This window comes from Hylemonella sp. W303a, assembly GCF_046452315.1.
Lineage (GTDB): Bacteria > Pseudomonadota > Gammaproteobacteria > Burkholderiales > Burkholderiaceae_C > Hylemonella.
Genome location: NZ_JBKFDG010000005.1, coordinates 70,558 through 91,315, shown reverse-complemented (window position 1 = coordinate 91,315; position 20,758 = coordinate 70,558). Strand labels below are relative to the sequence as shown.

The 20,758-nt window shown below is 62.7% G+C and carries 27 protein-coding genes; 3 read left to right on the top strand and 24 right to left on the bottom strand.

The window, feature by feature from the left end; all coding sequences use genetic code 11:
• Positions 1-95: 95 nt before the first annotated feature.
• The 23 genes from rpsD to ACLBKS_RS10785 form a co-directional block, all read right to left on the bottom strand.
• Positions 96-719: a 30S ribosomal protein S4 gene (gene rpsD, locus ACLBKS_RS10895; RefSeq protein WP_006297861.1), complete on the bottom strand. Its 624-nt coding sequence runs from the start codon at positions 717-719 to the stop codon at positions 96-98.
• A gap of 120 nt (positions 720-839) precedes the next feature.
• The gene (gene rpsK, locus ACLBKS_RS10890; RefSeq protein ID WP_006297863.1) at positions 840-1,244 is read right to left on the bottom strand and encodes a 30S ribosomal protein S11; all 405 of its coding nucleotides are present in this window, start codon (positions 1,242-1,244) and stop codon (positions 840-842) included.
• Between the two features lie 20 nt (positions 1,245-1,264).
• Positions 1,265-1,630 (bottom strand): 30S ribosomal protein S13, encoded by a 366-nt coding sequence (gene rpsM, locus ACLBKS_RS10885; RefSeq protein ID WP_006297865.1) that lies wholly within the window; start codon positions 1,628-1,630, stop codon positions 1,265-1,267.
• 24 nt (positions 1,631-1,654) lie between these two features.
• Entirely contained in the window at positions 1,655-1,768 is a 114-nt protein-coding gene (rpmJ, locus tag ACLBKS_RS10880; RefSeq protein ID WP_006297867.1) for a 50S ribosomal protein L36, read from the bottom strand.
• A 43-nt stretch (positions 1,769-1,811) separates the two neighbouring features.
• Complete coding sequence (gene infA / locus ACLBKS_RS10875; protein WP_006297869.1) at positions 1,812-2,030, bottom strand: translation initiation factor IF-1; 219 nt, start codon at positions 2,028-2,030, stop codon at positions 1,812-1,814.
• Between the two features lie 9 nt (positions 2,031-2,039).
• The gene (gene secY / locus ACLBKS_RS10870) at positions 2,040-3,359 is read right to left on the bottom strand and encodes a preprotein translocase subunit SecY (protein WP_410192827.1); all 1,320 of its coding nucleotides are present in this window, start codon (positions 3,357-3,359) and stop codon (positions 2,040-2,042) included.
• 45 nt (positions 3,360-3,404) lie between these two features.
• The gene (gene rplO / locus ACLBKS_RS10865) at positions 3,405-3,836 is read right to left on the bottom strand and encodes a 50S ribosomal protein L15 (protein ID WP_039853045.1); all 432 of its coding nucleotides are present in this window, start codon (positions 3,834-3,836) and stop codon (positions 3,405-3,407) included.
• Positions 3,837-3,858: 22 nt separating this feature from the next.
• Positions 3,859-4,041 (bottom strand): 50S ribosomal protein L30, encoded by a 183-nt coding sequence (rpmD, locus tag ACLBKS_RS10860; RefSeq protein WP_006297873.1) that lies wholly within the window; start codon positions 4,039-4,041, stop codon positions 3,859-3,861.
• Between the two features lie 18 nt (positions 4,042-4,059).
• Positions 4,060-4,590 (bottom strand): 30S ribosomal protein S5, encoded by a 531-nt coding sequence (gene rpsE / locus ACLBKS_RS10855; RefSeq protein WP_039853008.1) that lies wholly within the window; start codon positions 4,588-4,590, stop codon positions 4,060-4,062.
• A gap of 17 nt (positions 4,591-4,607) precedes the next feature.
• Positions 4,608-4,973: a 50S ribosomal protein L18 gene (gene rplR, locus ACLBKS_RS10850; RefSeq protein ID WP_410192826.1), complete on the bottom strand. Its 366-nt coding sequence runs from the start codon at positions 4,971-4,973 to the stop codon at positions 4,608-4,610.
• A gap of 20 nt (positions 4,974-4,993) precedes the next feature.
• Positions 4,994-5,527, bottom strand: coding sequence for a 50S ribosomal protein L6 (rplF, locus tag ACLBKS_RS10845; protein WP_410192825.1), 534 nt, complete (start codon positions 5,525-5,527; stop codon positions 4,994-4,996).
• Positions 5,528-5,545: 18 nt separating this feature from the next.
• Entirely contained in the window at positions 5,546-5,941 is a 396-nt protein-coding gene (gene rpsH, locus ACLBKS_RS10840) for a 30S ribosomal protein S8 (protein ID WP_410192824.1), read from the bottom strand.
• A 14-nt stretch (positions 5,942-5,955) separates the two neighbouring features.
• The gene (gene rpsN, locus ACLBKS_RS10835) at positions 5,956-6,261 is read right to left on the bottom strand and encodes a 30S ribosomal protein S14 (protein ID WP_410192823.1); all 306 of its coding nucleotides are present in this window, start codon (positions 6,259-6,261) and stop codon (positions 5,956-5,958) included.
• A gap of 8 nt (positions 6,262-6,269) precedes the next feature.
• A complete protein-coding gene (gene rplE / locus ACLBKS_RS10830) occupies positions 6,270-6,809 on the bottom strand; it encodes a 50S ribosomal protein L5 (RefSeq protein WP_006297879.1) in 540 nt (179 codons plus the stop codon).
• Positions 6,810-6,820: 11 nt separating this feature from the next.
• On the bottom strand, positions 6,821-7,141 hold the full coding sequence (gene rplX / locus ACLBKS_RS10825; RefSeq protein ID WP_410192822.1) for a 50S ribosomal protein L24: 321 nt from the start codon (positions 7,139-7,141) through the stop codon (positions 6,821-6,823).
• A gap of 10 nt (positions 7,142-7,151) precedes the next feature.
• Positions 7,152-7,520 carry a 50S ribosomal protein L14 gene (gene rplN / locus ACLBKS_RS10820; protein WP_006297881.1) on the bottom strand — a complete coding sequence of 123 codons (369 nt, stop codon included), beginning with the start codon at positions 7,518-7,520 and terminating at the stop codon, positions 7,152-7,154.
• Positions 7,521-7,873: 353 nt separating this feature from the next.
• On the bottom strand, positions 7,874-9,469 hold the full coding sequence (locus ACLBKS_RS10815; RefSeq protein ID WP_410192821.1) for an FAD-dependent oxidoreductase: 1,596 nt from the start codon (positions 9,467-9,469) through the stop codon (positions 7,874-7,876).
• A 124-nt stretch (positions 9,470-9,593) separates the two neighbouring features.
• Complete coding sequence (locus ACLBKS_RS10810) at positions 9,594-11,321, bottom strand: ABC transporter substrate-binding protein (RefSeq protein WP_410193041.1); 1,728 nt, start codon at positions 11,319-11,321, stop codon at positions 9,594-9,596.
• Between the two features lie 87 nt (positions 11,322-11,408).
• Positions 11,409-11,717 carry a DUF2160 domain-containing protein gene (locus ACLBKS_RS10805; protein WP_410192820.1) on the bottom strand — a complete coding sequence of 103 codons (309 nt, stop codon included), beginning with the start codon at positions 11,715-11,717 and terminating at the stop codon, positions 11,409-11,411.
• 148 nt (positions 11,718-11,865) lie between these two features.
• A complete protein-coding gene (locus ACLBKS_RS10800; protein ID WP_410192819.1) occupies positions 11,866-12,678 on the bottom strand; it encodes a carbohydrate ABC transporter permease in 813 nt (270 codons plus the stop codon).
• Complete coding sequence (locus tag ACLBKS_RS10795) at positions 12,671-13,567, bottom strand: carbohydrate ABC transporter permease (RefSeq protein WP_410192818.1); 897 nt, start codon at positions 13,565-13,567, stop codon at positions 12,671-12,673. The genes ACLBKS_RS10800 and ACLBKS_RS10795 overlap by 8 nt, the downstream gene beginning before the upstream one ends.
• Entirely contained in the window at positions 13,564-14,646 is a 1,083-nt protein-coding gene (locus tag ACLBKS_RS10790) for an ABC transporter ATP-binding protein (RefSeq protein WP_410192817.1), read from the bottom strand. Before ACLBKS_RS10790 ends, ACLBKS_RS10795 begins: the two co-directional genes overlap by 4 nt.
• A gap of 1 nt (position 14,647) precedes the next feature.
• Positions 14,648-15,724 carry an ABC transporter ATP-binding protein gene (locus tag ACLBKS_RS10785; protein WP_410192816.1) on the bottom strand — a complete coding sequence of 359 codons (1,077 nt, stop codon included), beginning with the start codon at positions 15,722-15,724 and terminating at the stop codon, positions 14,648-14,650.
• A gap of 177 nt (positions 15,725-15,901) precedes the next feature.
• On the opposite strand from ACLBKS_RS10785, the gene ACLBKS_RS10780 reads away from it, so the two are divergent.
• From ACLBKS_RS10780 to proC, 3 genes are all read left to right on the top strand, one after another.
• Entirely contained in the window at positions 15,902-16,669 is a 768-nt protein-coding gene (locus ACLBKS_RS10780; protein WP_410192815.1) for a DeoR/GlpR family DNA-binding transcription regulator, read from the top strand.
• Positions 16,670-16,696: 27 nt separating this feature from the next.
• A complete protein-coding gene (gene glpK, locus ACLBKS_RS10775) occupies positions 16,697-18,190 on the top strand; it encodes a glycerol kinase GlpK (protein ID WP_410192814.1) in 1,494 nt (497 codons plus the stop codon).
• An 80-nt stretch (positions 18,191-18,270) separates the two neighbouring features.
• Positions 18,271-19,095, top strand: coding sequence for a pyrroline-5-carboxylate reductase (gene proC / locus ACLBKS_RS10770; RefSeq protein ID WP_410192813.1), 825 nt, complete (start codon positions 18,271-18,273; stop codon positions 19,093-19,095).
• 644 nt (positions 19,096-19,739) lie between these two features.
• On the opposite strand, the gene ubiA is transcribed toward proC, so the two are convergent.
• The gene (ubiA, locus tag ACLBKS_RS10765) at positions 19,740-20,651 is read right to left on the bottom strand and encodes a 4-hydroxybenzoate octaprenyltransferase (RefSeq protein ID WP_410192812.1); all 912 of its coding nucleotides are present in this window, start codon (positions 20,649-20,651) and stop codon (positions 19,740-19,742) included.
• Between the last annotated feature and the right edge of the window lie 107 nt (positions 20,652-20,758).

Sequence of the window (20,758 nt, the reverse complement as noted above, 5' to 3'; positions counted from 1 at the left end):
TTCCTGTCAATACCCCCGGCTCGTTACACCGGTAAGGCTGGTGAAGCACCCGCAGGGCGTGCGCCCGGCGGGAACGTTGCTCAATGCTCGGCTGATTAACGCGAATACAACTCAACGATCAGCGATTCGTTGATGTCGGACCCAAATTCATCACGATCGGGAGCTTTCTTGAAAGCGCCCTCGGCCTTGTCCACGTTCACTTCCACCCAAGCAGGGAAACCCACTTGTTGTGCGAGTTGCAGAGCTTCAACAACCCGGTTCTGCTTCTTGGACTTTTCACGAACGGCGATCACATCGCCGGCCTGCACCATGTAGGACGGAATGTTCACGGCCTGGCCGTTCACGGTGATCGCCTTGTGCGACACCAGCTGGCGCGCCTCGGCGCGGGTGGAGCCAAAACCCATGCGATAGACAACGTTGTCCAGGCGAGATTCCAACAGGCTCAGCAAGTTGGCGCCGGAGTTGCCCTTGCGCTGGGAGGCCTGCTCAAAGTAACGACGGAACTGGCGCTCCAGCACGCCGTACATGCGCTTGACCTTCTGCTTTTCACGCAGCTGCAGGCCAAAGTCGGACGTGCGTGCGCCAGAAATGCGGCCATGCTGACCAGGCTTGGAGTCAAATTTGGCCTTGTCGCTGATGGAGCGGCGTGCGCTCTTCAGGAAGAGGTCGGTGCCTTCACGGCGGGAAAGTTTTGCCTTGGGGCCGAGATAACGTGCCACTTGAGTTTCCTTTTCTTCAACTTCCGCAGCCTTGAGCTACGGGAGCCACCAACGCATGACGCGGGTGGCGGTGGGCTTGGTTAAAAAAGATGCGCAGGACCTTGCGGACCTGAGAACCAATCAGATGCGACGACGCTTTTGCGGACGGCAGCCGTTGTGCGGCATGGGGGTCACGTCCGAAATCAAGTTGATGCGAATGCCCAGCGCGGCGAGAGCGCGCACCGAGGACTCACGACCAGGACCAGGGCCCTTGATCTCAACATCCAGATTCTTGATGCCTTGCTCGATCGCTGCACGCCCTGCCACTTCAGATGCCACCTGGGCGGCGAAAGGCGTGGACTTGCGGGAGCCCTTGAAACCTTGACCACCGGAAGAGGCCCAGGACAAGGCATTGCCTTGACGATCCGTGATCGTGATGATGGTGTTGTTGAAGGAGGCGTGAACGTGGGCGATACCGTCAGCCACGTTCTTGCGAACCTTCTTGCGCACGCGTTGCGCAGCGGTATTGGCGGGAGCTTTAGCCATGGTGTTCTTTCAATGCCGGTTTATTTCTTCAGTGCAGCGGCGCCCTTGCGCGGACCCTTGCGAGTGCGGGCGTTGGTGCGCGTGCGCTGACCGCGCATGGGCAGGCCACGGCGATGGCGCATGCCGCGGTAGCAGCCGATGTCCATCAAGCGCTTGATGTTCATCGTGGTTTCGCGGCGCAGGTCACCTTCGATCGTGAACTGGGCAATCTGGTCGCGGATTTTTTCCTGATCGGCGTCGGTCAGGTCCTTCACCTTCTTGGAAAAAGGAATGCCGCAAGCCACGCAGATCTTGCGGGCGCGGGTGCGACCGATACCAAAGATGGCGGTCAGGCCAATCTCGGTATGCTGATGCGGCGGAATGTTGATGCCAGCGATACGTGCCATTTTCGTCCTCTTAAACTCTTGCGATCAGCCTTGGCGCTGCTTGTGGCGCGGATCCGTGCAGATCACGCGCACCACGCCGTTGCGACGGATGATTTTGCAGTTGCGGCAAATTTTCTTGACCGAAGCCGAAACTCTCATGATGCTCTCCTAAAACTACTGTGCCTACGCCTTGCGATTCACGTCATTTGGCGCGGAACACGATCCGCGCTCTCGTCAAGTCGTAAGGCGTCAACTCGACCGTTACCTTGTCACCGGGAAGGATGCGGATGTAGTGCATCCGCATCTTTCCAGAGATATGTCCCAACACGATGTGGCCGTTTTCCAGCTTGACGCGAAACGTCGCGTTCGGCAGGTTTTCCACCACCTCGCCCTGCATCTGAATTACATCGTCCTTCGCCATCTCGCATTCTCATGCACCCAGCGTGGGCTTGAAATTGGCTTTCTTCAACAGAGACTCGTACTGCTGGCTCATCAGATAGTTCTGAACCTGCGCCATGAAATCCATCGTCACAACCACCAGGATCAGCAGTGAGGTGCCACCGAAGTAGAAGGGCACGTTGTATTCCAGGATCAGGAATTCAGGCAGCAGGCAGACGAAGGTGATGTAGATCGCTCCAGCCAGGGTGAGGCGCAGGAGAATCTTGTCAATGTACTTGGCGGTCTGGTCGCCCGGACGGATGCCCGGAATGAACGCGCCGCCCTTTTTCAGGTTGTCCGCCGTCTCACGGCTGTTGAACACCAGAGCCGTGTAGAAGAAGCAGAAGAAGATGATGGCAGCTGCATACAGTGCAACGTAGACCGGCTGTCCCGGAGCGAGGCTGGCTGCAATGTCCTTCAGCCACAGCATGGAGTCGCCGCTGCTGAACCAGCTCACCACGGTCGCGGGCAGCAGGATGATGCTGGACGCGAAGATGGGAGGAATCACGCCGGCCATGTTCAGCTTCAAGGGCAGATGCGAGGATTGACCGCCGTAGACCTTGTTGCCAACTTGACGGCGGGCGTAGTTCACCAAGATCTTGCGCTGGCCACGCTCCACGAACACAACGAACCACGTGACGAGAATCACCAACGCCACGATGAAGAGCGCCGCGATGATGCTCATCGAACCGGTGCGTACCAGTTCCAACAAACCGCCAATGGCGCCGGGCAGTCCGGCGGCGATGCCGCCAAAAATCAGGATCGAGATACCGTTGCCCAGACCACGCTCAGTGATCTGCTCACCCAGCCACATCAGGAACATGGTGCCCGCCGTCAGGGTGACGACCGCCGTGAAACGGAAACCCATGCCAGGATCGATCACCAAGCCTGGAGAACTTTCCAGAGCGATTGCGATACCCAGGGACTGGAACACAGCCAGACCCAGCGTCGCGTAACGTGTGTACTGAGTGATCTTGCGACGACCCGCTTCGCCTTCCTTCTTCAATTGCTCAAAGGTGGGAAGCACGTAAGTCAGCAGCTGCATGATGATGGACGCGGAGATATAGGGCATGATGCCCAGCGCGAACACCGTGAAGCGCGACAGCGCACCACCCGAGAACATGTTGAACAGGCTCAGGATGCCACCCTGCTGTCCCTGGAAGAGCTGGGCCAGCTGATCGGGATTGATGCCGGGCACCGGGATGTGCGCGCCAATGCGGTACACCACCAGAGCGAGCAGCAAGAAAACCAGTCGGCGACGCAGGTCGCCGAACTTGCCGGTCTTTGCCAACTGAGCCGCGTTCGTAGCCACTGTTGCTTACTTTCTTCCGTCGATCCGTTGAATCAGCTCGTCCGATCAGGCCACGCTGCCGCCAGCTGCCTCGATGGCGGCCTTGGCACCAGCCGTCGCGCCGATACCGTTCAGCTTGACCGCCTTCTTGATTTCACCAGACTTGATCACCTTGACGACCTTGGCGAGCTCACCCACCAGGCCAGCTTGCTTCAGAGCAAGCAGGTCCACGCTGGCTGCACCCAACTTGTCCAAAGCGCTCAGCGTGATCTCGGCGTTGTACTTCAGCAGCGCCGACTTGAAGCCGCGCTTGGGCAGACGACGATGCATGGGCATCTGGCCGCCTTCGAAGCCCACCTTGTGGTAGCCGCCAGAACGCGACTTCTGACCCTTGTGGCCACGACCGGCGGTCTTGCCCAGGCCGGAGCCAATGCCACGGCCAACGCGACGCTTGGCGTGCTTGGCGCCAGCCGCGGGTTTGATGCTGTTGAGTTCCATCATCGGCCTCTAGAAATTTCGATTAAAGAACCTTGACCAGATAGCTGATCTTGTTGATCATGCCGCGCACCGCGGGCGTGTCCTGCAGCTCGCTCACGCTGTTGAGCTTGCGCAGGCCCAAGCCACGCACGGTCGCACGGTGCGATTCCTTGGTGCCGATGGGGCTGCGGACCAATTGAACCTTGACGGTTTGTTGAGTTGCCATGTCAGACTCCTAGTGCGCTCAAGCGGTGAACAGTTCTTCAACTGTCTTACCGCGCTTGGCCGCTACTTCGGCCGGCGTGCTGCTGTTGTTCAGCGCATCCAGCGTGGCGCGCACCATGTTGTAGGGATTGGTCGAGCCATGGCTCTTGGCCACGATGTCGGTGATGCCCATCACCTCGAAGATGGCGCGCATCGGGCCACCAGCGATGATGCCGGTACCCTTGGGAGCCGGCGCCATCATCACGGAGGCGGCACCGTGGCGGCCCATCACCTTGTGATGCAGCGTGCCGTTCTTCAGGGACACCTTGAGCATGTTGCGACGGGCTTCTTCCATGGCCTTTTGCACGGCGGCAGGCACTTCCTTGGATTTGCCCTTGCCCATGCCAACGCGGCCATCGCCATCGCCCACCACGGTCAACGCGGCGAAGCCCAGAATACGGCCACCCTTGACCACTTTGGTCACACGGTTGACCGCGATCATCTTCTCGCGCAGACCGTCCTCGGGACCCTCGGCCCCTTTGCCCTGCATTTTTGCTTGAACCTTAGCCATGTTTGCTTCCGATCTGCTTAGAACTGCAAGCCCGCTTCACGCGCGGCATCCGCCAGCGCCTTGACGCGACCGTGGTATGCGAAGCCAGAACGGTCAAAGGCGACCTTCTCGACGCCTGCCTTCTTGGCTTTCTCGGCGATGCGCTTGCCGATCAGTTGCGCGGCAGCGGCGTTGCCGCCCTTGCCTGCGCCACCCAGGGACTTGCGCACATCGGCCTCGGCGGTGGAAGCGGAGGCCAGCACCTTGGCACCGTCTTCCGAAATCACGCTGGCGTAAATGTGCAAGTTGGTGCGATTCACTGTCAGACGGGCCACGCCTTGCTGTGCAATGCGAATCCGGGTCTGACGCGCCCGACGAAGACGCTGCTCTTTTTTGGTCATCATGATGAGTATCCTTTTGAGCCTTACTTCTTCTTGGTTTCCTTGATCACCACCGTCTCATCCGCATAACGGATACCCTTGCCCTTGTACGGCTCGGGCGGGCGGATCGCACGGATTTCGGCGGCAACCTGGCCAACGCGCTGACGATCAGCACCCTTGATGATGATTTCGGTCGGGGCCGGCGTGGCCACGGTGATACCTTGGGGCATCTGGACATCCACAGGATGCGAGAAGCCCACCGACAGATTCAGCTTGGCACCCTGCGCCTGGGCCTTGTAGCCCACACCAATCAGGGTCAATTTCTTTTCAAAACCCTTGCTGACGCCCAGCACCATGTTGTTCACCAGCTGACGCAAGGTGCCGCTCATGGCGTTGGCTTCACGGCTGTCGTCAACGGGCGTGAAGCTGAGCTTACCGCCTTCGTTGCTCACCTTCACCAGCGCGGACGGTGCCAGCGACAACGTGCCGCCAGAACCCTTGACGTTGATTTGGTCGGCCTTGATGGAGACTTCCACGCCGTTGGGAACGGCGATGGGCATTTTTCCGATACGCGACATTTCAGTGACTCCTCGACATCAGGCCACGTAGCACAGCACTTCGCCACCGACACCGGAGGCGCGCGCCTTGCGATCGGTCATGACACCCTTGGGGGTGGTCACGATGGCCACGCCCAGGCCGTTTTGGACCTGAGGAATGGCGTCACGGCCTTTGTACACGCGCAGGCCGGGACGGCTCACGCGCTCGATACGCTCAATCACCGGGCGACCGGCGTAGTACTTCAGCGCGATTTCAAGCTCGGACTTGCCATCGATGGACTTCACTTGGAAGCCGTCGATGTAGCCTTCGTCCTTCAACACCTGGGCGATGGCCACCTTCACCTTGGAAGAGGGCACCGACACGGTGGTCTTGGCGACCATCTGCGCATTGCGAATGCGCGTCAGCAGGTCGGCGATGGGATCACTCATGCTCATCTTGAATCTCCTGCTTACCAGCTCGCCTTGGTCACGCCAGGGATTTCACCGGCGAAGGCCATTTCACGGATCTTGGCGCGGGCCAGCCCAAACTGACGGAACGTGCCACGCGGACGACCGGTGATTTCGCAACGGTTGCGCTGACGCGTCGGGTTGGCATTGCGCGGCAGCTTCTGCAGATCCAGGCGTGCGGCAGCGCGTTCTTCATCGCTCTTCTTGGAATCAGAAGCGATGGCCTTGAGTTCCGCGTACTTCTTGGCGTACTTGGCGACCAGTTTTTCGCGCTTGATTTCGCGCTCGATCAAAGCTGTTTTAGCCACGGGTCACCTCAGTTCTTGAAGGGGAATTTGAAACCAGCGAGCAGCGCCTTGCACTCCTCATCGGTCTTGGCCGTCGTCGTGATGCTGATGTTCAGACCACGCAGGGCATCCACCTTGTCGTATTCGATTTCAGGGAAGATGATCTGCTCTTTGACGCCGATGTTGTAGTTGCCGCGACCATCGAAGGCACGACCAGAGATACCACGGAAGTCACGCACGCGCGGCAGAGCCACGGTGACGAAACGATCCAGGAATTCATACATCTGCACACCGCGCAGGGTGACCATGCAACCGATGGCCTGACCTTCGCGGATCTTGAAGCCAGCGATGGCCTTCTTGGCCTTGGTCACGACGGGCTTCTGGCCGGCGATCTTGGTCAGATCACCAACTGCGTTGTCCATCACCTTCTTGTCAGCGACAGCTTCGGACACACCCATGTTCAGGGTGATCTTGGTCAGGCGCGGCACCTCCATGGGCGACTTGTAGCCGAACTTCTTGGTCAGTTCGGGAACAACCTTCTCGCGGTAGATTTCTTGGAAACGAGCCATGATGAGTACCTTTAGGCGACCTTGATTTCTTCGCCGCTGGACTTGTAGACACGCACGCGCTTGCCATCGGCCAGCAACTTGATGCCCACGCGGTCAGCCTTGCCCGTCGCGGCATTGAAGATCGCCACGTTGGATTGATGGATCGGCATGGATTTCTCAACGATGCCACCAGTCGTGCCCTTGACGGGGTTGGGCTTGGTGTGCTTTTTCACCAGGTTCACGCCCTCGACCACGACATGGCTGTCGTCCTTGCGCAGCGCGACCTTGCCACGCTTGCCCTTGTCACGCCCAGCCAGGACGATGACTTCGTCGCCTTTGCGAATCTTGTTCATGACGAGTCCTTCAGAGAACTTCGGGCGCCAGGGACACGATCTTCATGAAGCGCTCGGTGCGCAGTTCGCGCGTGACCGGGCCGAAGATGCGGGTGCCAATGGGCTCCAACTTGTTGTTGAGCAGCACGGCGGCATTGCCGTCGAACTTCACGAGCGAGCCGTCGCCACGGCGGATGCCCTTGGCGGTACGAACCACAACCGCGCTGTAAACCTCGCCCTTCTTGACGCGGCCACGCGGAGCAGCTTCCTTGATGCTCACCTTGATGATGTCGCCGACACTGGCGTAGCGACGCTTGGAACCGCCGAGCACCTTGATGCACAAAACGGACTTCGCGCCGGTGTTGTCGGCAACTTCCAACCGAGATTCTGTCTGGATCATTTCAATATTCCCAACTTGCACCAGCACCGAGCCGCGCGAAATGCGTCAACCCTTGCCGGACAGTCTTGGGCCCGTCGTCAACGCCACGCACCACGCGCAACGCCTCAGTTTGGGCAGATGCCAGACTCCATCGATTAACCGAAAACCAGTTCGGCGCATCTAGGTGTCTGGCGGGAAGTCCACCTGAAAAATCAGGCAGAGCCGGCTATTATGCACGAGATTTGAGGCAGCGTCAAACACCGCCCAGCAGTTGACGCTAAACCGTCGTCAACCTACGCCACGCAGGTCGGCTGCCGAGGATTGAACACGAGCGCCTGCGGCGCCCATTGCGCCCATTGCATTGGCACCGGCCGTCAAACCGGCCAGTCGCGGTAACTGCGCGCCAAGGCTTCGAAGCCGGCCAACTGCGGATCCCCCCCGGTTTCCTCCGTGAGGATTTGGGCCACGCGAGGCGCCACGCGCCCCGCCAGCTCCGCGTCCAGAAACAGCAGGCGCGACCGCCGCGCCAAGACGTCCTCGACCGTCAGTGCATACTCATACCGCGCAGCGAACCGCACCATGGCCTCGGTCAAGCCCGGCGCGAGTTCATTTCCTGCGCCCGGTAACGCGGCCAGAGCAGCAGCTTCCGCACCATAGAGGTGCGGGCCGGGCGCCGCAGCCATCCCCGGACCCAGTGACGCCTGCAAAGCCGGCGCGCCCACCAAACGCAAGTCTGCGCTCATCCCTTCGTTGCGACGCGGCAGCACGCCCGAGGTCACGCAACGCGCCAGCACGTCCTCGGCCATGGCGCGGTAGGTGGTCCACTTGCCGCCTGTCACCGTCACCAAACCGCTGCTGGCCTGCAGCACCGTATGTTCGCGACTCAGGCTACCGGTGTTCGAATCATCGCCCACCGGACGCACCAGCGGCCGCAACCCTACCCAAATGCTCAGCACGTCGGCGGGCTTGGGCGGACGCACGAGGTAACGCGCCGCTTCGCCCAGGATGAAATCAAGTTCAGAGCGCAAGGGCCGGGGCTCACGAGGCAGATCGCGCCGAGGCGTGTCCGTGGTGCCGAGCACCAGTTTGCCCTGCCAGGGCACCGCGAAAAGCACACGACCGTCGGCGGTCTTGGGCACCAACAGAGCATGATCACCAGACAGGAAGGACCGGTCGACCACCACATGCACACCCTGGCTGGGCGACACCATGGGCGTCACCGCCTTGCCTTGCCCGCCGCCATCCATCTGGCGCACGTCGTCCACCCACACACCGGTGGCGTTGACCACGCAACGCGCCTTGACCTCGTACACCGCGCCTCCGATGGCGTCGCGACACTGCAAACCCGTCAAGCGGCCAGCTTCATGCCGCAACTCAGTGACCGGGCAATAGTTGAGCAGCAAAGCACCCTCGCGCGCCGCCGTGCGCGCCAGTGCGAGCGCGAGACGCGCATCGTCAAATTGGCCATCCCAGTACTGCACGCCACCACTCAGACCTCTGGGTTGCAGACGGGGCAAGGCCGCCAGGGTGTCTCGCCGGCCCAGGAAGCGCGTCGGGCCCAAGCCCGCTTGACCGGCCAGCAGGTCATAGAGTTTCAGGCCGATGCCATAAAACGGCGTCTGCCACCACGCATAGGACGGCATGATGAACGACAACCGTGACGCCAAATGGGGCGCGTTGGCCAGCACGGTGCTGCGCTCGTGCAAGGCCTCGCGCACCAGGGCGACATTGCCCTGGGCGAGGTAGCGCACCCCCCCGTGCAAGAGCTTCGTGGAACGCGACGATGTGCCGCCGGCGAAGTCATGCGACTCCAGCAACACGACCGAATAGCCACGTGCCGCAGCGTCAAGCGCCACGCCCAGACCGGTGGCGCCACCGCCGATCACGGCCAGATCCCAGGTGGGAGACTGGGCCAAACGGTCGAACAACTGGGGGCGCGAAGTGGGATTCGGAAGTACAGACTCACTCATAGCTTTACAACAATACTGGGAACCAAGATACCCGGATCATCCCTCATTCCAGCCCCCTTTTTGATCCCGGCCGACCGTCGGCGAGGGTCTGGCGCCCCAAGGTGCGCGCGCCAGACCGGGTGCATCAACGCACTTTGCCGTCCTTCCAAGCCTGGAGCAGCTTGTCGTAGTTGATGGTCTTGCCCGTGGGCTTTTCATTCGCCAGCTTGGCCCAGGGCGCGGCATTGCTGCTGAGCCACTTGGCGGGATCGCCCTTGGGGTTGAGCTTGGGCGCGCAGCGCGCCATGCCCGCGCGCTCCAGGCGAGCCATGACTTGGTCCATTTCTTCAGCCAGGGTGTCCATCGCGGCCTGCGGCGTCTTCTCGCCTGTCACGGCCTGGGCCACGTTCTTCCACCAGAGTTGGGCCAACTTCGGGTAGTCGGGGACGTTGGTGCCGGTGGGCGACCAGGCCACGCGCGCCGGGCTGCGGTAGAACTCCACCAGGCCGCCCAGCTTGGGCGCCGCCTGCGTCATGGCCGCGGACTGAATGTCGCTCTCGCGGATCGGTGTCAGGCCCACCATGGTCTTCTTGAGCGACACGGTCTTGGCTGTCACGAACTGGGCGTAGAGCCAGGCCGCCGCCGTGCGGTTGGCGTCGTGGCCCGAGAAGAAGGTCCACGAACCGACATCCTGGTAACCGTTCTGCATCCCGTCCTTCCAGTACGGACCGTTGGGGCCGGGAGCCATGCGCCACTTGGGCGTGCCATCGGCGTTCACCACGGGCAGCCCAGGTTTGGTCATGTCGGCGGTGAAGGCGGTGTACCAGAAGATCTGCTGCGCGATCTGGCCTTGCGCGGGGACCGGGCCAGCTTCGCCAAAGGTCATGCCCGTGGCTTCCTTGGGCGCGTACTTCTTCATCCAGTCCACGTACTTGGTCAGCGCGTACACGGCGGCCGGCGAGTTGGTGGCGCCGCCCCGCGACACCGACGCACCCACGGGCGTGCACTTGTCCGCCGCGACGCGGATGCCCCACTCGTCAATTGGCAAGCCGTTGGGCGCGCCGATGTCCGCGGTGCCGGCCATGGAGAGCCAAGCGTCTGTGAAGCGCCAACCCAGGCTGGGGTCCTTCTTGCCGTAGTCCATGTGCCCGTAGATGGGCTTGCCGTCGATGGTCTTCACGTCGTTGGTGAAGAACTCGGCGATGTCCTCGTAGGCGCTCCAATTCAGCGGCACGCCCAGGTCATAGCCGTACTTGGCTTTGAACTTGTCCTGCAGGTCCTTGCGCGCGAACAGGTCGGCGCGGAACCAGTACAGGTTGGCGAACTGCTGGTCAGGCAATTGGTAGAGCTTGCCGTCCGGCGCGGTCGTGAACTTGGTGCCAATGAAATCCTTGAGGTCCAGGCCTGGGTTGGTGTATTCCTTGCCCGCACCGGCCATGTAGTCGGTGAGGTTCATCACCTTGCCGTAGCGGTAGTGCGTGCCGATCAGGTCCGAGTCGCTGATCCAGCCGTCGTAGATGGACTTGCCCGACTGCATCGAGGTCTGCAGCTTTTCGACCACGTCGCCTTCCTGGATCAGGTCATGCTTGACCTTGATGCCGGTGATTTCCTCGAAGGCCTTGGCGAGGGTTTTGGATTCGTATTCGTGGGTGGTGATGGTTTCCGACACCACCGAGATTTCCTTCACGCCCTTGGCTTGCAGCTTCTTGGCGGCATCGATGAACCACTTCATCTCGGCCATCTGACGCTCCTTGTTGAGCGTCGAGGGCTGGAACTCCGTGTCCACCCATTTCTTGGCCTCGGCCTCGCCCGCCATGGCCGGACCGGCCAGGAGGGCGATGGCCAAAGCCACCGCGGTGTATCCCGTCTTCATCATGTCTGTCTCCTCGTTGTCACTTCCCCTGAAGGTTCACGATCACGTCCGACGCAGGGGAAGCAGGGCGCCAGACGAAAACAACCATCACCCCTTTCGCATCACCCACAGCAAGAGCAACATCGACAGCACGAAGCTGATCCACACCGAAGGCTCCGACGAAAGATTCAGCCACTCCGCGAGCTTGCCGCTGAGGCCCACAAAGCCCAGGTTCACGTAGGCTGCCAGCAGCAGGCCGATGAACAAACGGTCGCCGCGCGTGGTGGCGAGCGGCAAGAATCCACGGCGCCGAGTCGTGGGCGAGCGGATTTCCCACACCGTCATGCCCACCAGCAGCAAGACGATAGAGACGAAGAAAACCGCCACGGGCGTGGTCCAGGCCATCCAGTCAAACATGGCTCCCCCCTGTAGCGCCTGCGGCGCTTCTCCCCCCCCTGCGGGGGACGCACCCAGTGGCCCGGCAAAGCCGGTTCCACGGGTGCCCTGGGTTTTGCGTCCTGAGTCGTCGCTGCGATATGGGATTCATGCCTTGTCCCTCTTCTGCTCAGACGCGGCCCATCGCGAAACCTTTCGCGATGTAATGCCGCACGAACCAGATCACGATGGCGCCCGGCACGATAGTCAGCACGCCAGCCGCCGCCAGCACGGCCCAGTCCATGCCCGAGGCGGACACCGTGCGCGTCATCGTCGCCACGATGGGCTTGGCGTTGACGCTGGTCAGCGTGCGCGCCAGCAGCAGCTCCACCCAACTGAACATGAAGCAGAAAAAGGCCGCCACACCAACCCCCGCCTTGATGAGCGGCAGGAAGATGGTCAGGAAGAAGCGCGGAAAGCTGTAGCCATCGATGTAGGCCGTCTCGTCGATCTCGCGTGGGATGCCGCTCATGAAGCCCTCCAGGATCCAGACCGCCAGCGGCACGTTGAACAACAGGTGCGCCAACGCTACAGCGATGTGCGTGTCCATCAGTCCCACCGTGGTGTAAAGCTGGAAGAAAGGCAGCAGGAACACTGCCGGTGGCGTCATGCGGTTGGTCAGCAACCAGAAGAACACGTGCCGGTCGCCCAGGAACTGGTAACGCGAGAACGCATAAGCCGCGGGCAGCGCCACGGTGACGGAAATCACCGTGTTGATGAAGACGTAGATCAGGCTGTTGATGTAGCCCGAGTACCAAGACGGATCGGTGAAGATCGTCTTGTAGTTCGCCAGCGTGAAGTCCTGCGGGAAGAACGAGAAGCTCGACAGGATCTCCTCGTTGGTCTTGAAGCTCATGTTGACCATCCAGTAGATGGGCAACACCGCGAACACCAGATACGCGATCAGCAACAGCGTGCGCTTGCGCAAGCGGGGTTCATGCATGGCCAGCCTCCTGCTTGTCCGAAGTTCCCACGCCCTGCATCCAGTTGTACAGGATGAAGCACAGCAACAAGATGATCAGGAAGTAAATCAGCGAGAACGCCGCCGCCGGCCCCAGGTCGAACTGGCCCACGGCCTTCTGCGTCAGGTACTGCGAGAGAAAGGTGGTCGCGTTGCCCGGCCCGCCGCCGGTGAGCACGAAGGGCTCGGTGTAGATCATGAAGCTGTCCATGAAGCGCAGCAGCACCGCGATCATCAGCACGCCGCGCATCTTGGGCAGTTGGATGTAGCGGAACACGGCGAACTTGCTGGCCCCATCGATGCGGGCCGCCTGGTAATAGGCGTCGGGGATGGAGCGCAAGCCGGCGAAACACAGCAGGGCCACGAGCGGCGTCCAGTGCCAGACGTCCATGACCAGCACCGTGACCCAGGCATGGGTGGGGTTGCCGGTGTAGCTGTAGTCCAGGCCCAGGTAGTCGAGCGCCGCCCCCAGCAACCCAATGTCCGCGCGGGCGTAGATCTGCCAGATGGTGCCCACGACGTTCCAGGGAATCAGCAGGGACAAGGCCATCACCACCAGCACGGCCGAGGATTTCCACCCCTGGGCCGGCATGGCCAGCGCGAGCGCGATGCCCAGCGGCAACTCAACCGCCAGCACAGCCAGCGAGAACACCAGTTGGCGCAGCAGCGCCTCGTGCAACTCGGGGTCGCGCATCACCGCGGCGAACCATTCGGTTCCCACGAAGACGCGTCGCTCGGGCGAAATGATGTCCTGCACGGAGTAGTTCACCACCGTCATCAGCGGCAGGATGGCCGAGAAGGCCACGCACACGATCACCGGCAGGATCAGGAACCAGGCCCGCTGGTTCACCGGTTTGGTCACAGCGCTCATGGCAGCAGTTCCTCCCGAACATAAAAGCAGGTGTGCGCACCCAGCAGCTGCACCCACAGGGTTCCGCCAGGCGGGGGCGGAGGCGGCGCTTCGTTGGACAGTCGTACCTTGAGCGCAGCCCCCTGGCTCAACTCGACCGTCAGCATCAGGTGCGTGCCGACGTCCTGGACCTGGCGCACCTGGGCCGGCAAGGCACCGGCCGTCCCGGGGGGGACCACGGCCAAGTACTCTGGCCGAATGCCCAGCTTGACCGGCCCTTGCGGCAGGGCCCGCTCAGCGGGCAGCGGCAGCGTCTGGCCCGCGAGCAGCAGATGGCCATCGCGCACCTCGGCGGCGACGAAGTTCATGCCCGGCGAGCCGATGAAATGGCCCACGAAGGTGTGCTGTGGCCGTTCGAACAGCGCGTCCGCCGGTCCGACCTGCACGGCCTTGCCACGGGTCATCACCACCACTTGGTCGGCGAAGGTCAAGGCCTCCACCTGGTCATGCGTGACGTAGATCAGCGTGAGCTTGAGCTCGTGGTGGATTTGCTTGAGCTTGCGCCGAAGCTGCCACTTCAGGTGCGGGTCGATCACCGTCAACGGCTCATCGAACAGGACGGCCGACACATCGGGGCGGACCAGCCCCCGACCCAGCGAAATCTTTTGCTTGGCGTCCGCGGACAGGCCGGCGGCGCGGCGGTTGAGCTGACCGCTCAGGTCCAGCATCTCGGCGATGGCGCCGACCCGCTGTCGGATCTGCTCACGCGGTACGCCGCGGTTGCGCAGCGGGAAGGCCAGGTTCTCGGCGACGGTCATGGTGTCGTAGATCACCGGGAACTGGAACACCTGGGCGATGTTGCGCTCCTGCGGGCTGGCCCGGGTCACGTCCCGGCCGTCGAAGAGCACCCGCCCCTGCGAGGGCACCAGCAGCCCCGACATGATGTTGAGCATGGTGGTCTTGCCGCAACCCGAAGGGCCGAGCAAGGCGTAAGCGCCGCCATCCTCGAACGCCATGGTCAGCGGCAGCAAGGCGTAATCACTGTCCTCGCGGGGGTTGGGCCGGTAGGCATGCGCCAAATCGAGTTCGATGCGTGCCATCTCAATGCCCCCCGGCCCGTCGCGGCGCGACGCACAACTGGCCCGCCGCATCGAACAGATAGGCCTGCGCGGGACTGAAGCACACGGTCAGCGTCGCGCCCAGCTCAAAGTAGTGGACGCCGGTGAGCTGCATCACCAGCTCGCCGACCTGGGTGGCCACATGCACATAGGTGTCTGAGCCCGAAATCTCCGCCAGCTCCAGCCGCCCCGGCACGGACACATCGCCGTCGCGCGGCGCCACCCGCAAGGCGCTGGCCCGCAGGCCCAGCGTGACGGCGCCCACCGGTCGGTCCGCAGGCAGGGGGAACGCAAAACCCGGACCACCGCGCAGGCGCAGGCCCTCGGCCGTGACGTCTGCCGTCAGCAAGTTCATGGGCGGATCACTGAATGCGCGAGCCACCCGCAAGGACGACGGCCGGTGAAAGACGTCCACCGTGGGCCCGTATTGCAGCAGTTCGCCCTTGTCCAGCACGGCCGTGTAGCCGCCCAGCAGCAGGGCCTCGGCGGGCTCGGTGGTGGCATACACCACGGTCGCGCCCTCGGACGCGAAGAGCTGGCTCAGTTCTTCGCGCAGCTCTTCGCGCAGCTTGTAGTCCAGATTGACCAGGGGTTCGTCCAACAGCATCAGCGGCGCCTGTTTGGCCAAGGCGCGGGCCAGGGCCACGCGCTGTTGCTGGCCGCCGGACAGCTCGGCGGGCAGGCGATCCAAGAAGGATTCGATGTGCAGCTTGGCCGCGAGTTCACGCACCCGGGCGTCCACGCCGGCCTGCTTGCGCAAAAGCATGGGCGAGGCGATGTTGCGTGCCACGGTCATCGACGGGTAGTTGATGAACTGTTGGTACACCATGGACACATCGCGCTTGCGCACCGGCACGCCCGTCACATCCTGGTCGTCGACCAGCACGCGGCCGGAGGTCGGCGCATCCAGACCCGCCATCAGCCGCATCAGGCTGGTTTTGCCCGCCTGCGTCGCCCCCAGCAAGACCGTCACGGCCCCGCTGCGCAACGCCAAGCTCATCGGCTTGAGCCAGGTTTCGGCGCCCACGTTCTTGCCTACGCCATCCAGTACCAGCCGCATCCCGCCCCCTTTCATGAACGAGGTCACTGCCGGCGCCACGATGCAAAGCAAGGTGGTCGGCAACTGCTCGCAATTTTTCGATTGTTATTCTTTTGCTTTCGTTTTCTGTACAGGTTTTCCCTGGAGCTATTCCTTTTCGCTCGTTTATAGTGGCCCGCTCAAAATTGAACGACCCGCATGGAGAACCACACCCCCCGTCAGCTGCGACTGATCGAATTCGTGCGCACACGCGGTTCGGCCACGGTGGAACAGCTTGCCGAGGAGCTGGGCGTGACCTTGCAAACCGTGCGGCGCGACATCCAGCGCCTGGCGGAAACCGGCACGCTGGCGCGCTTCCATGGCGGTGCCCGCGTCCCCAGCTCCACGACCGAGAACATCGCGCACCAGCAACGCCAGCAACTGCACGCGCAGGGCAAGGCGCGCATCGCGCGCGCCATCGCGCGGCAAGTGCCCAATGACTGCTCGCTCATCCTGAACATCGGCACCACGACCGAGGCCATCGCCCAGGCCCTGCTGCAGCACACGGGTTTGCGCGTGATCACCAACAACCTCAACGTGGCCCACATCCTGTGCGGCAACCCCAGCTGCGAAATCATCGTGGCCGGTGGCATGGTGCGGCCCCGAGACCGCGGCATCGTGGGCGAGGCGGCCGTGGATTTCATCCGCCAGTTCAAGGTGGACATCGCGCTGATCGGGATTTCGGCCATCGAAGCCGACGGCTCGCTGCGCGGTTACGATTACCGGGAGGTCAAGGTGGCCCAGACCATCATCGCGCAATCGCGCGAGGTCTGGCTGGCCGCCGACACCAGCAAGTTCAACCGCCCCGCCATGGTTCAGGTCGCGACCTTGTCGCAGATCGACCGGCTGTTCACTGATGCCGAACCCCCAGCTCCTTTCCCAGCCCTGCTGAACGACGCGGATATCCAACTGGAAATCTGCACCTGATCCACCTCGTCACGACCCAAGCTACCCATGACCTACCTGCTGGCACTCGACCAAGGCACTTCCAGCTCCCGCAGCATTGTCTTCAACGAACGGGGACAAATCGTCGCGCTCGCGCAGCAGGAATTGCCGCAGATTTATCCGCAACCCGGTTGGGTCGAGCACGACCCCATGCAGATCTGGCAGACCCAGCTCGCCACCGCGCGCGACGTGCTGCGCAAAGCCAACATCAGCGCCTCGGCGGTGCACGCCATCGGCATCACCAACCAACGCGAGACCACGGTGGTGTGGAACCGCAAGACCGGACGGCCCATCCACCACGCCATCGTCTGGCAGGACCGCCGGGCGGAACCGGCCTGTGCCCGGCTGCGCGAGCAAGGCCACGCGCCGCTGATCCACGCGCGCACGGGTTTGCTGGTCGACGCTTATTTTTCGGGCATGAAGCTGCAGTGGATCCTGGACCACGTACCCGGCGCGCGGCAGCAGGCCCTGGCCGGTGAACTGGCCTTTGGCACCGTGGACAGCTGGCTGATGTGGCAGTTGACGGGCGGCGCCATGCATGCGACGGACGTGAGCAATGCCTCGCGCACCATGCTGTTCAACGTGCACACCAACCGCTGGGACCCGGAGCTGCTGGCCCTGCTCGACATTCCTTCGCAGCTGATGCCCGAAGTCCGTCCGTCCAGCGCCGACTATGGCCAAGTCAGTGCCGACCTGCTGGGGCATGCCATCCGCATCGGCGGCGTCGCTGGCGATCAGCAAAGCGCCCTGTTCGGCCAGGCTTGCTTCCGCGCGGGCATGGCGAAAAACACCTACGGCACGGGCTGCTTCATGCTCATGCACACCGGCACCACCTTCCAAGCGTCCAACAATGGTTTGTTGACCACCAGCGCGGCGCAGGCCAGCCCACAGGCCGAATTCGCCATCGAGGGCAGCGTCTTCGTTGGCGGCGCGGTGGTGCAGTGGCTGCGCGACGGACTGAACGCCATCAAGGCCAGCGGCGAAGTGCAGGGCCTGGCGGAGAGCGTGCCCGATGCGGGCGGCGTGATCCTGGTCCCCGCATTCACCGGCCTGGGCGCGCCCTACTGGAAAGCGGACGCGCGCGGCCTCATCACCGGCCTGACGCGGGGCACGACCTTGGCGCACATCGCGCGCGCCGCGCTGGAGAGCATCGCATTCCAAAGCACCGCCCTGTTGGAAGCCATGAGCCGGGACGCCGTGTCCGCGGGCGGCAGAGCGGTCAGCGAATTGCGCGTGGACGGCGGCGCCTGCGCCAACGACCTGCTGATGCAGATCCAGGCGGACCTGTTGGGCATCCCCGTGGTGCGGCCAGAGGTCATCGAGACCACCGCCCTCGGGGCCGCCTACCTGGCGGGCCTGAGCACGGGCCTGTACGCGAGCACGGACGAACTCAGCCAGCTCTGGCGCGCTGAGCGCACCTTCCTGCCCACGCTCGGACGCGCGCAAGCCCGCGCCCGCATGGACCAGTGGGAACACGCGGTGCGCCAGGCAACGGCGGACTGAGACGACCCGCCGCTGCGGCGACAATCCTTCTTTTTGAACCGGCCTCGGCCCGCGAGGCCACGCCAGGAAGGAAGCTCCGGATGATTGACCCCCGCACCGCCATCGCATTCATCGGCGGCGGCAACATGGCCAGCGCCATCATCGGCGGCCTGCTGCAGCAAGGCACGCCCGCTGCGTCCATCGACGTGGTCGAGCCGCTGCCCGCCGCACGTCAGGCGCTGGTCGACAAATACCAGGTGCGCGCGCATGAACAGGCCGGCGAATTCCTGCGGAACGCCGGTCTGGTGGTCTGGGCCGTGAAGCCGCAGATCTTCAAGGAAGTGGCCCTGGCGCTTGCCCCCACTGTGGGCCAAGCCCTGCACCTGAGCGTGGCCGCGGGTATCGCCAGCGACAGCATCGCCCAGTGGTTGGGCAATGAACGCATCGCACGCGCCATGCCCAACACGCCGGCCCTGATCGGGCTGGGCATGACCGGGCTGTACGCCCGCCCCACGGTCAACGCCGCCGAGCGCCAGCAGATCGAACGCATCGCCACCGCGGTAGGTGACGCCGTCTGGGTGGAACGCGAGCAGTTGCTGGAGGCCGTGACCGCCGTCTCAGGTTCCGGCCCTGCCTACTTCTTCTACGTGCTCGAAGCCATGACGGACGCCGGCGAGGCGCTGGGCCTCAGCCGCGAGCAGGCCTACCGCCTGGCCGTGCAGACCGCTCGCGGCGCGAGCGAGCTCGCGAGACAATCCGACGAACCTGCCGAGCTGCTGCGCCAGCGCGTCACCTCCAAGGGCGGCACCACGCACGAGGCCATCAGCACGCTGGAAGCGGGGGGCCTGAAACCATTGTTCGCGAAAGCCATGCAGGCCTGCGCCCGACGGGCCCGGGAATTGGGCGAAGAGTTCGGAAAGGGTTGAAGCCGGTCCAGAACAGGTCACTTCTTCACAACCAACCTTTGAATCACGGGTGATAGCATTTCAGCACATTGGTTACTAGACCTTCCTCACCTCTGCACACCCATCATGAAATCAAGCTGTTTTCTTGCCCTGGCTTGCACTTTGGCGCTTGTTTCCGGTTATGCCCATGGACAAAACCTGCAAAGCGAGATCTCCAGCCCTGTAAGGAACAGAGATGCCACGGAAGTTCTCCCTCAGTTTTCCGGACAGTACGTCGTCACAGACAGCCGCCTGGATCGACTGAAAGTGGCATCGGTTGAATTACTGATCGAGAAGGAAGTACCCACACTAAGGTTTCTTGCGGCGGATGGAGCACTCTTGACGGCTATACAGGCTAACGATTGCGCTGGTGATTTGGTCAACAAGAACACTGGGCGGATGTATCTCGCATGCTTCGGACCGAAGCCTAGCGCTGGCTTGCCTCAGTTTTTTACGTTCTCCCTTGTCCCACCAGACTACGTGGAAAAATCAGGTGGCTTGATACCGGCATATAGCCCGATGCCTGTCAGTGATGGTTACTTGGTCCGATACCACTTGGGACCAGATCGCTCTTTGACTAAGGTGCTGGCACTACGCCGGGTCTCAACGCCATAGTTGCTGGAATCTCATATCAAACCCAGCACCACCCCCGCGAACACGGTGAAGCCCAGCCAGTGGTTGAGGCGGAAGGCACGAAAGCACCCCTCGCGCGTGCGATCCCGAATCAGCCGGTGGTGCCAGACGACTTGCGCGACGGCGACCAGCAGCGTCGCGCCCCAGACCCAGGGGTGCAGGCGGTCGATCAGCAGCACGGTCCAAATCAGCAAGTACAGCAGGTAGAAGGCCGTGATCGCCACCACGTCGAAACGCCCCAGGGTGATGGCCGAGGTCTTCATGCCGATCTTCAGGTCGTCGTCGCGATCGACCATGGCGTACTCGGTGTCGTAGGCCAGCACCCAAAAGAGGTTGCCGATCAGCAGGGCCCAGGCCAACGGTGGCACCGCACCCAGCACGGCCGACAAACTGAACCCGTGGCCACCTGACACGGCGGCGAAGGCCATCGGAATCCCAAAGCTGAAAGCCACGCCGAGCACGGCCTGCGGCATGGACACGTAGCGCTTGGCGTAGGGATAGATCAAGGTCACGGCCAGCGCCGCGAAGGACCAGGCGATGGTCACGGCATTGGTGGTGAGCACCAGGCCAAAGGCCAGCAAGGCCAGCGCCGCGCCCAGAGCCAGCGCTTCCTTCACGGACACTGCGCCACTCGTCACCGGGCGTTGCGCGGTGCGCTTGACGTGCCGGTCGAAATCACGGTCGGCCACGTCGTTCACGCAACAGCCCGCGCTGCGCATGAGGATGGTGCCCAGCACGAACACCGTCAGCAAATGCCAGCCCGGCCAGCCCCCCGCCGCCGCCCACAGCGCCGACAGCGAAGGCCAGAGCAACAACAGCCAACCCGCCGGACGGTTCCAGCGGATCAGATCGAGGTACAGCGACCAGCGCGAGGGCTGGGTGGATGGGGGGGTGATTGAGGACATGTCAGGAATTGGAAGGCTGAGAAACCGTAGCGAGCGGTCTCAGCTTGCGTCGAGCATCGCAGCCGTACTGTACGTACGGCGAGAAGCACAGGCGCGAGATGGGATCG

Bases quoted from the DNA above. Each gene is read 5' to 3' on its own strand.
- rpsK (WP_006297863.1), bottom strand. From the start codon at position 1,244: ATGGCTAAAGCTCCCGCCAATACCGCTGCGCAACGCGTGCGCAAGAAG.
- rpsM (WP_006297865.1), bottom strand. From the start codon at position 1,630: ATGGCACGTATCGCTGGCATCAACATTCCGCCGCATCAGCATACCGAG.
- rpmJ (WP_006297867.1), bottom strand. From the start codon at position 1,768: ATGAGAGTTTCGGCTTCGGTCAAGAAAATTTGCCGCAACTGCAAAATC.
- infA (WP_006297869.1), bottom strand. From the start codon at position 2,030: ATGGCGAAGGACGATGTAATTCAGATGCAGGGCGAGGTGGTGGAAAAC.
- rplO (WP_039853045.1), bottom strand. From the start codon at position 3,836: ATGGAACTCAACAGCATCAAACCCGCGGCTGGCGCCAAGCACGCCAAG.
- rpmD (WP_006297873.1), bottom strand. From the start codon at position 4,041: ATGGCAACTCAACAAACCGTCAAGGTTCAATTGGTCCGCAGCCCCATC.
- rpsE (WP_039853008.1), bottom strand. From the start codon at position 4,590: ATGGCTAAGGTTCAAGCAAAAATGCAGGGCAAAGGGGCCGAGGGTCCC.
- rplR (WP_410192826.1), bottom strand. From the start codon at position 4,973: ATGATGACCAAAAAAGAGCAGCGTCTTCGTCGGGCGCGTCAGACCCGG.
- rplF (WP_410192825.1), bottom strand. From the start codon at position 5,527: ATGTCGCGTATCGGAAAAATGCCCATCGCCGTTCCCAACGGCGTGGAA.
- rpsH (WP_410192824.1), bottom strand. From the start codon at position 5,941: ATGAGCATGAGTGATCCCATCGCCGACCTGCTGACGCGCATTCGCAAT.
- rplE (WP_006297879.1), bottom strand. From the start codon at position 6,809: ATGGCTCGTTTCCAAGAAATCTACCGCGAGAAGGTTGTTCCCGAACTG.
- rplX (WP_410192822.1), bottom strand. From the start codon at position 7,141: ATGAACAAGATTCGCAAAGGCGACGAAGTCATCGTCCTGGCTGGGCGT.
- rplN (WP_006297881.1), bottom strand. From the start codon at position 7,520: ATGATCCAGACAGAATCTCGGTTGGAAGTTGCCGACAACACCGGCGCG.
- ACLBKS_RS10815 (WP_410192821.1), bottom strand. From the start codon at position 9,469: ATGAGTGAGTCTGTACTTCCGAATCCCACTTCGCGCCCCCAGTTGTTC.
- ACLBKS_RS10810 (WP_410193041.1), bottom strand. From the start codon at position 11,321: ATGAAGACGGGATACACCGCGGTGGCTTTGGCCATCGCCCTCCTGGCC.
- ACLBKS_RS10805 (WP_410192820.1), bottom strand. From the start codon at position 11,717: ATGTTTGACTGGATGGCCTGGACCACGCCCGTGGCGGTTTTCTTCGTC.
- ACLBKS_RS10800 (WP_410192819.1), bottom strand. From the start codon at position 12,678: ATGCATGAACCCCGCTTGCGCAAGCGCACGCTGTTGCTGATCGCGTAT.
- ACLBKS_RS10795 (WP_410192818.1), bottom strand. From the start codon at position 13,567: ATGAGCGCTGTGACCAAACCGGTGAACCAGCGGGCCTGGTTCCTGATC.
- ACLBKS_RS10790 (WP_410192817.1), bottom strand. From the start codon at position 14,646: ATGGCACGCATCGAACTCGATTTGGCGCATGCCTACCGGCCCAACCCC.
- ACLBKS_RS10785 (WP_410192816.1), bottom strand. From the start codon at position 15,724: ATGCGGCTGGTACTGGATGGCGTAGGCAAGAACGTGGGCGCCGAAACC.
- ACLBKS_RS10780 (WP_410192815.1), top strand. From the start codon at position 15,902: ATGGAGAACCACACCCCCCGTCAGCTGCGACTGATCGAATTCGTGCGC.
- glpK (WP_410192814.1), top strand. From the start codon at position 16,697: ATGACCTACCTGCTGGCACTCGACCAAGGCACTTCCAGCTCCCGCAGC.
- proC (WP_410192813.1), top strand. From the start codon at position 18,271: ATGATTGACCCCCGCACCGCCATCGCATTCATCGGCGGCGGCAACATG.
- ubiA (WP_410192812.1), bottom strand. From the start codon at position 20,651: ATGTCCTCAATCACCCCCCCATCCACCCAGCCCTCGCGCTGGTCGCTG.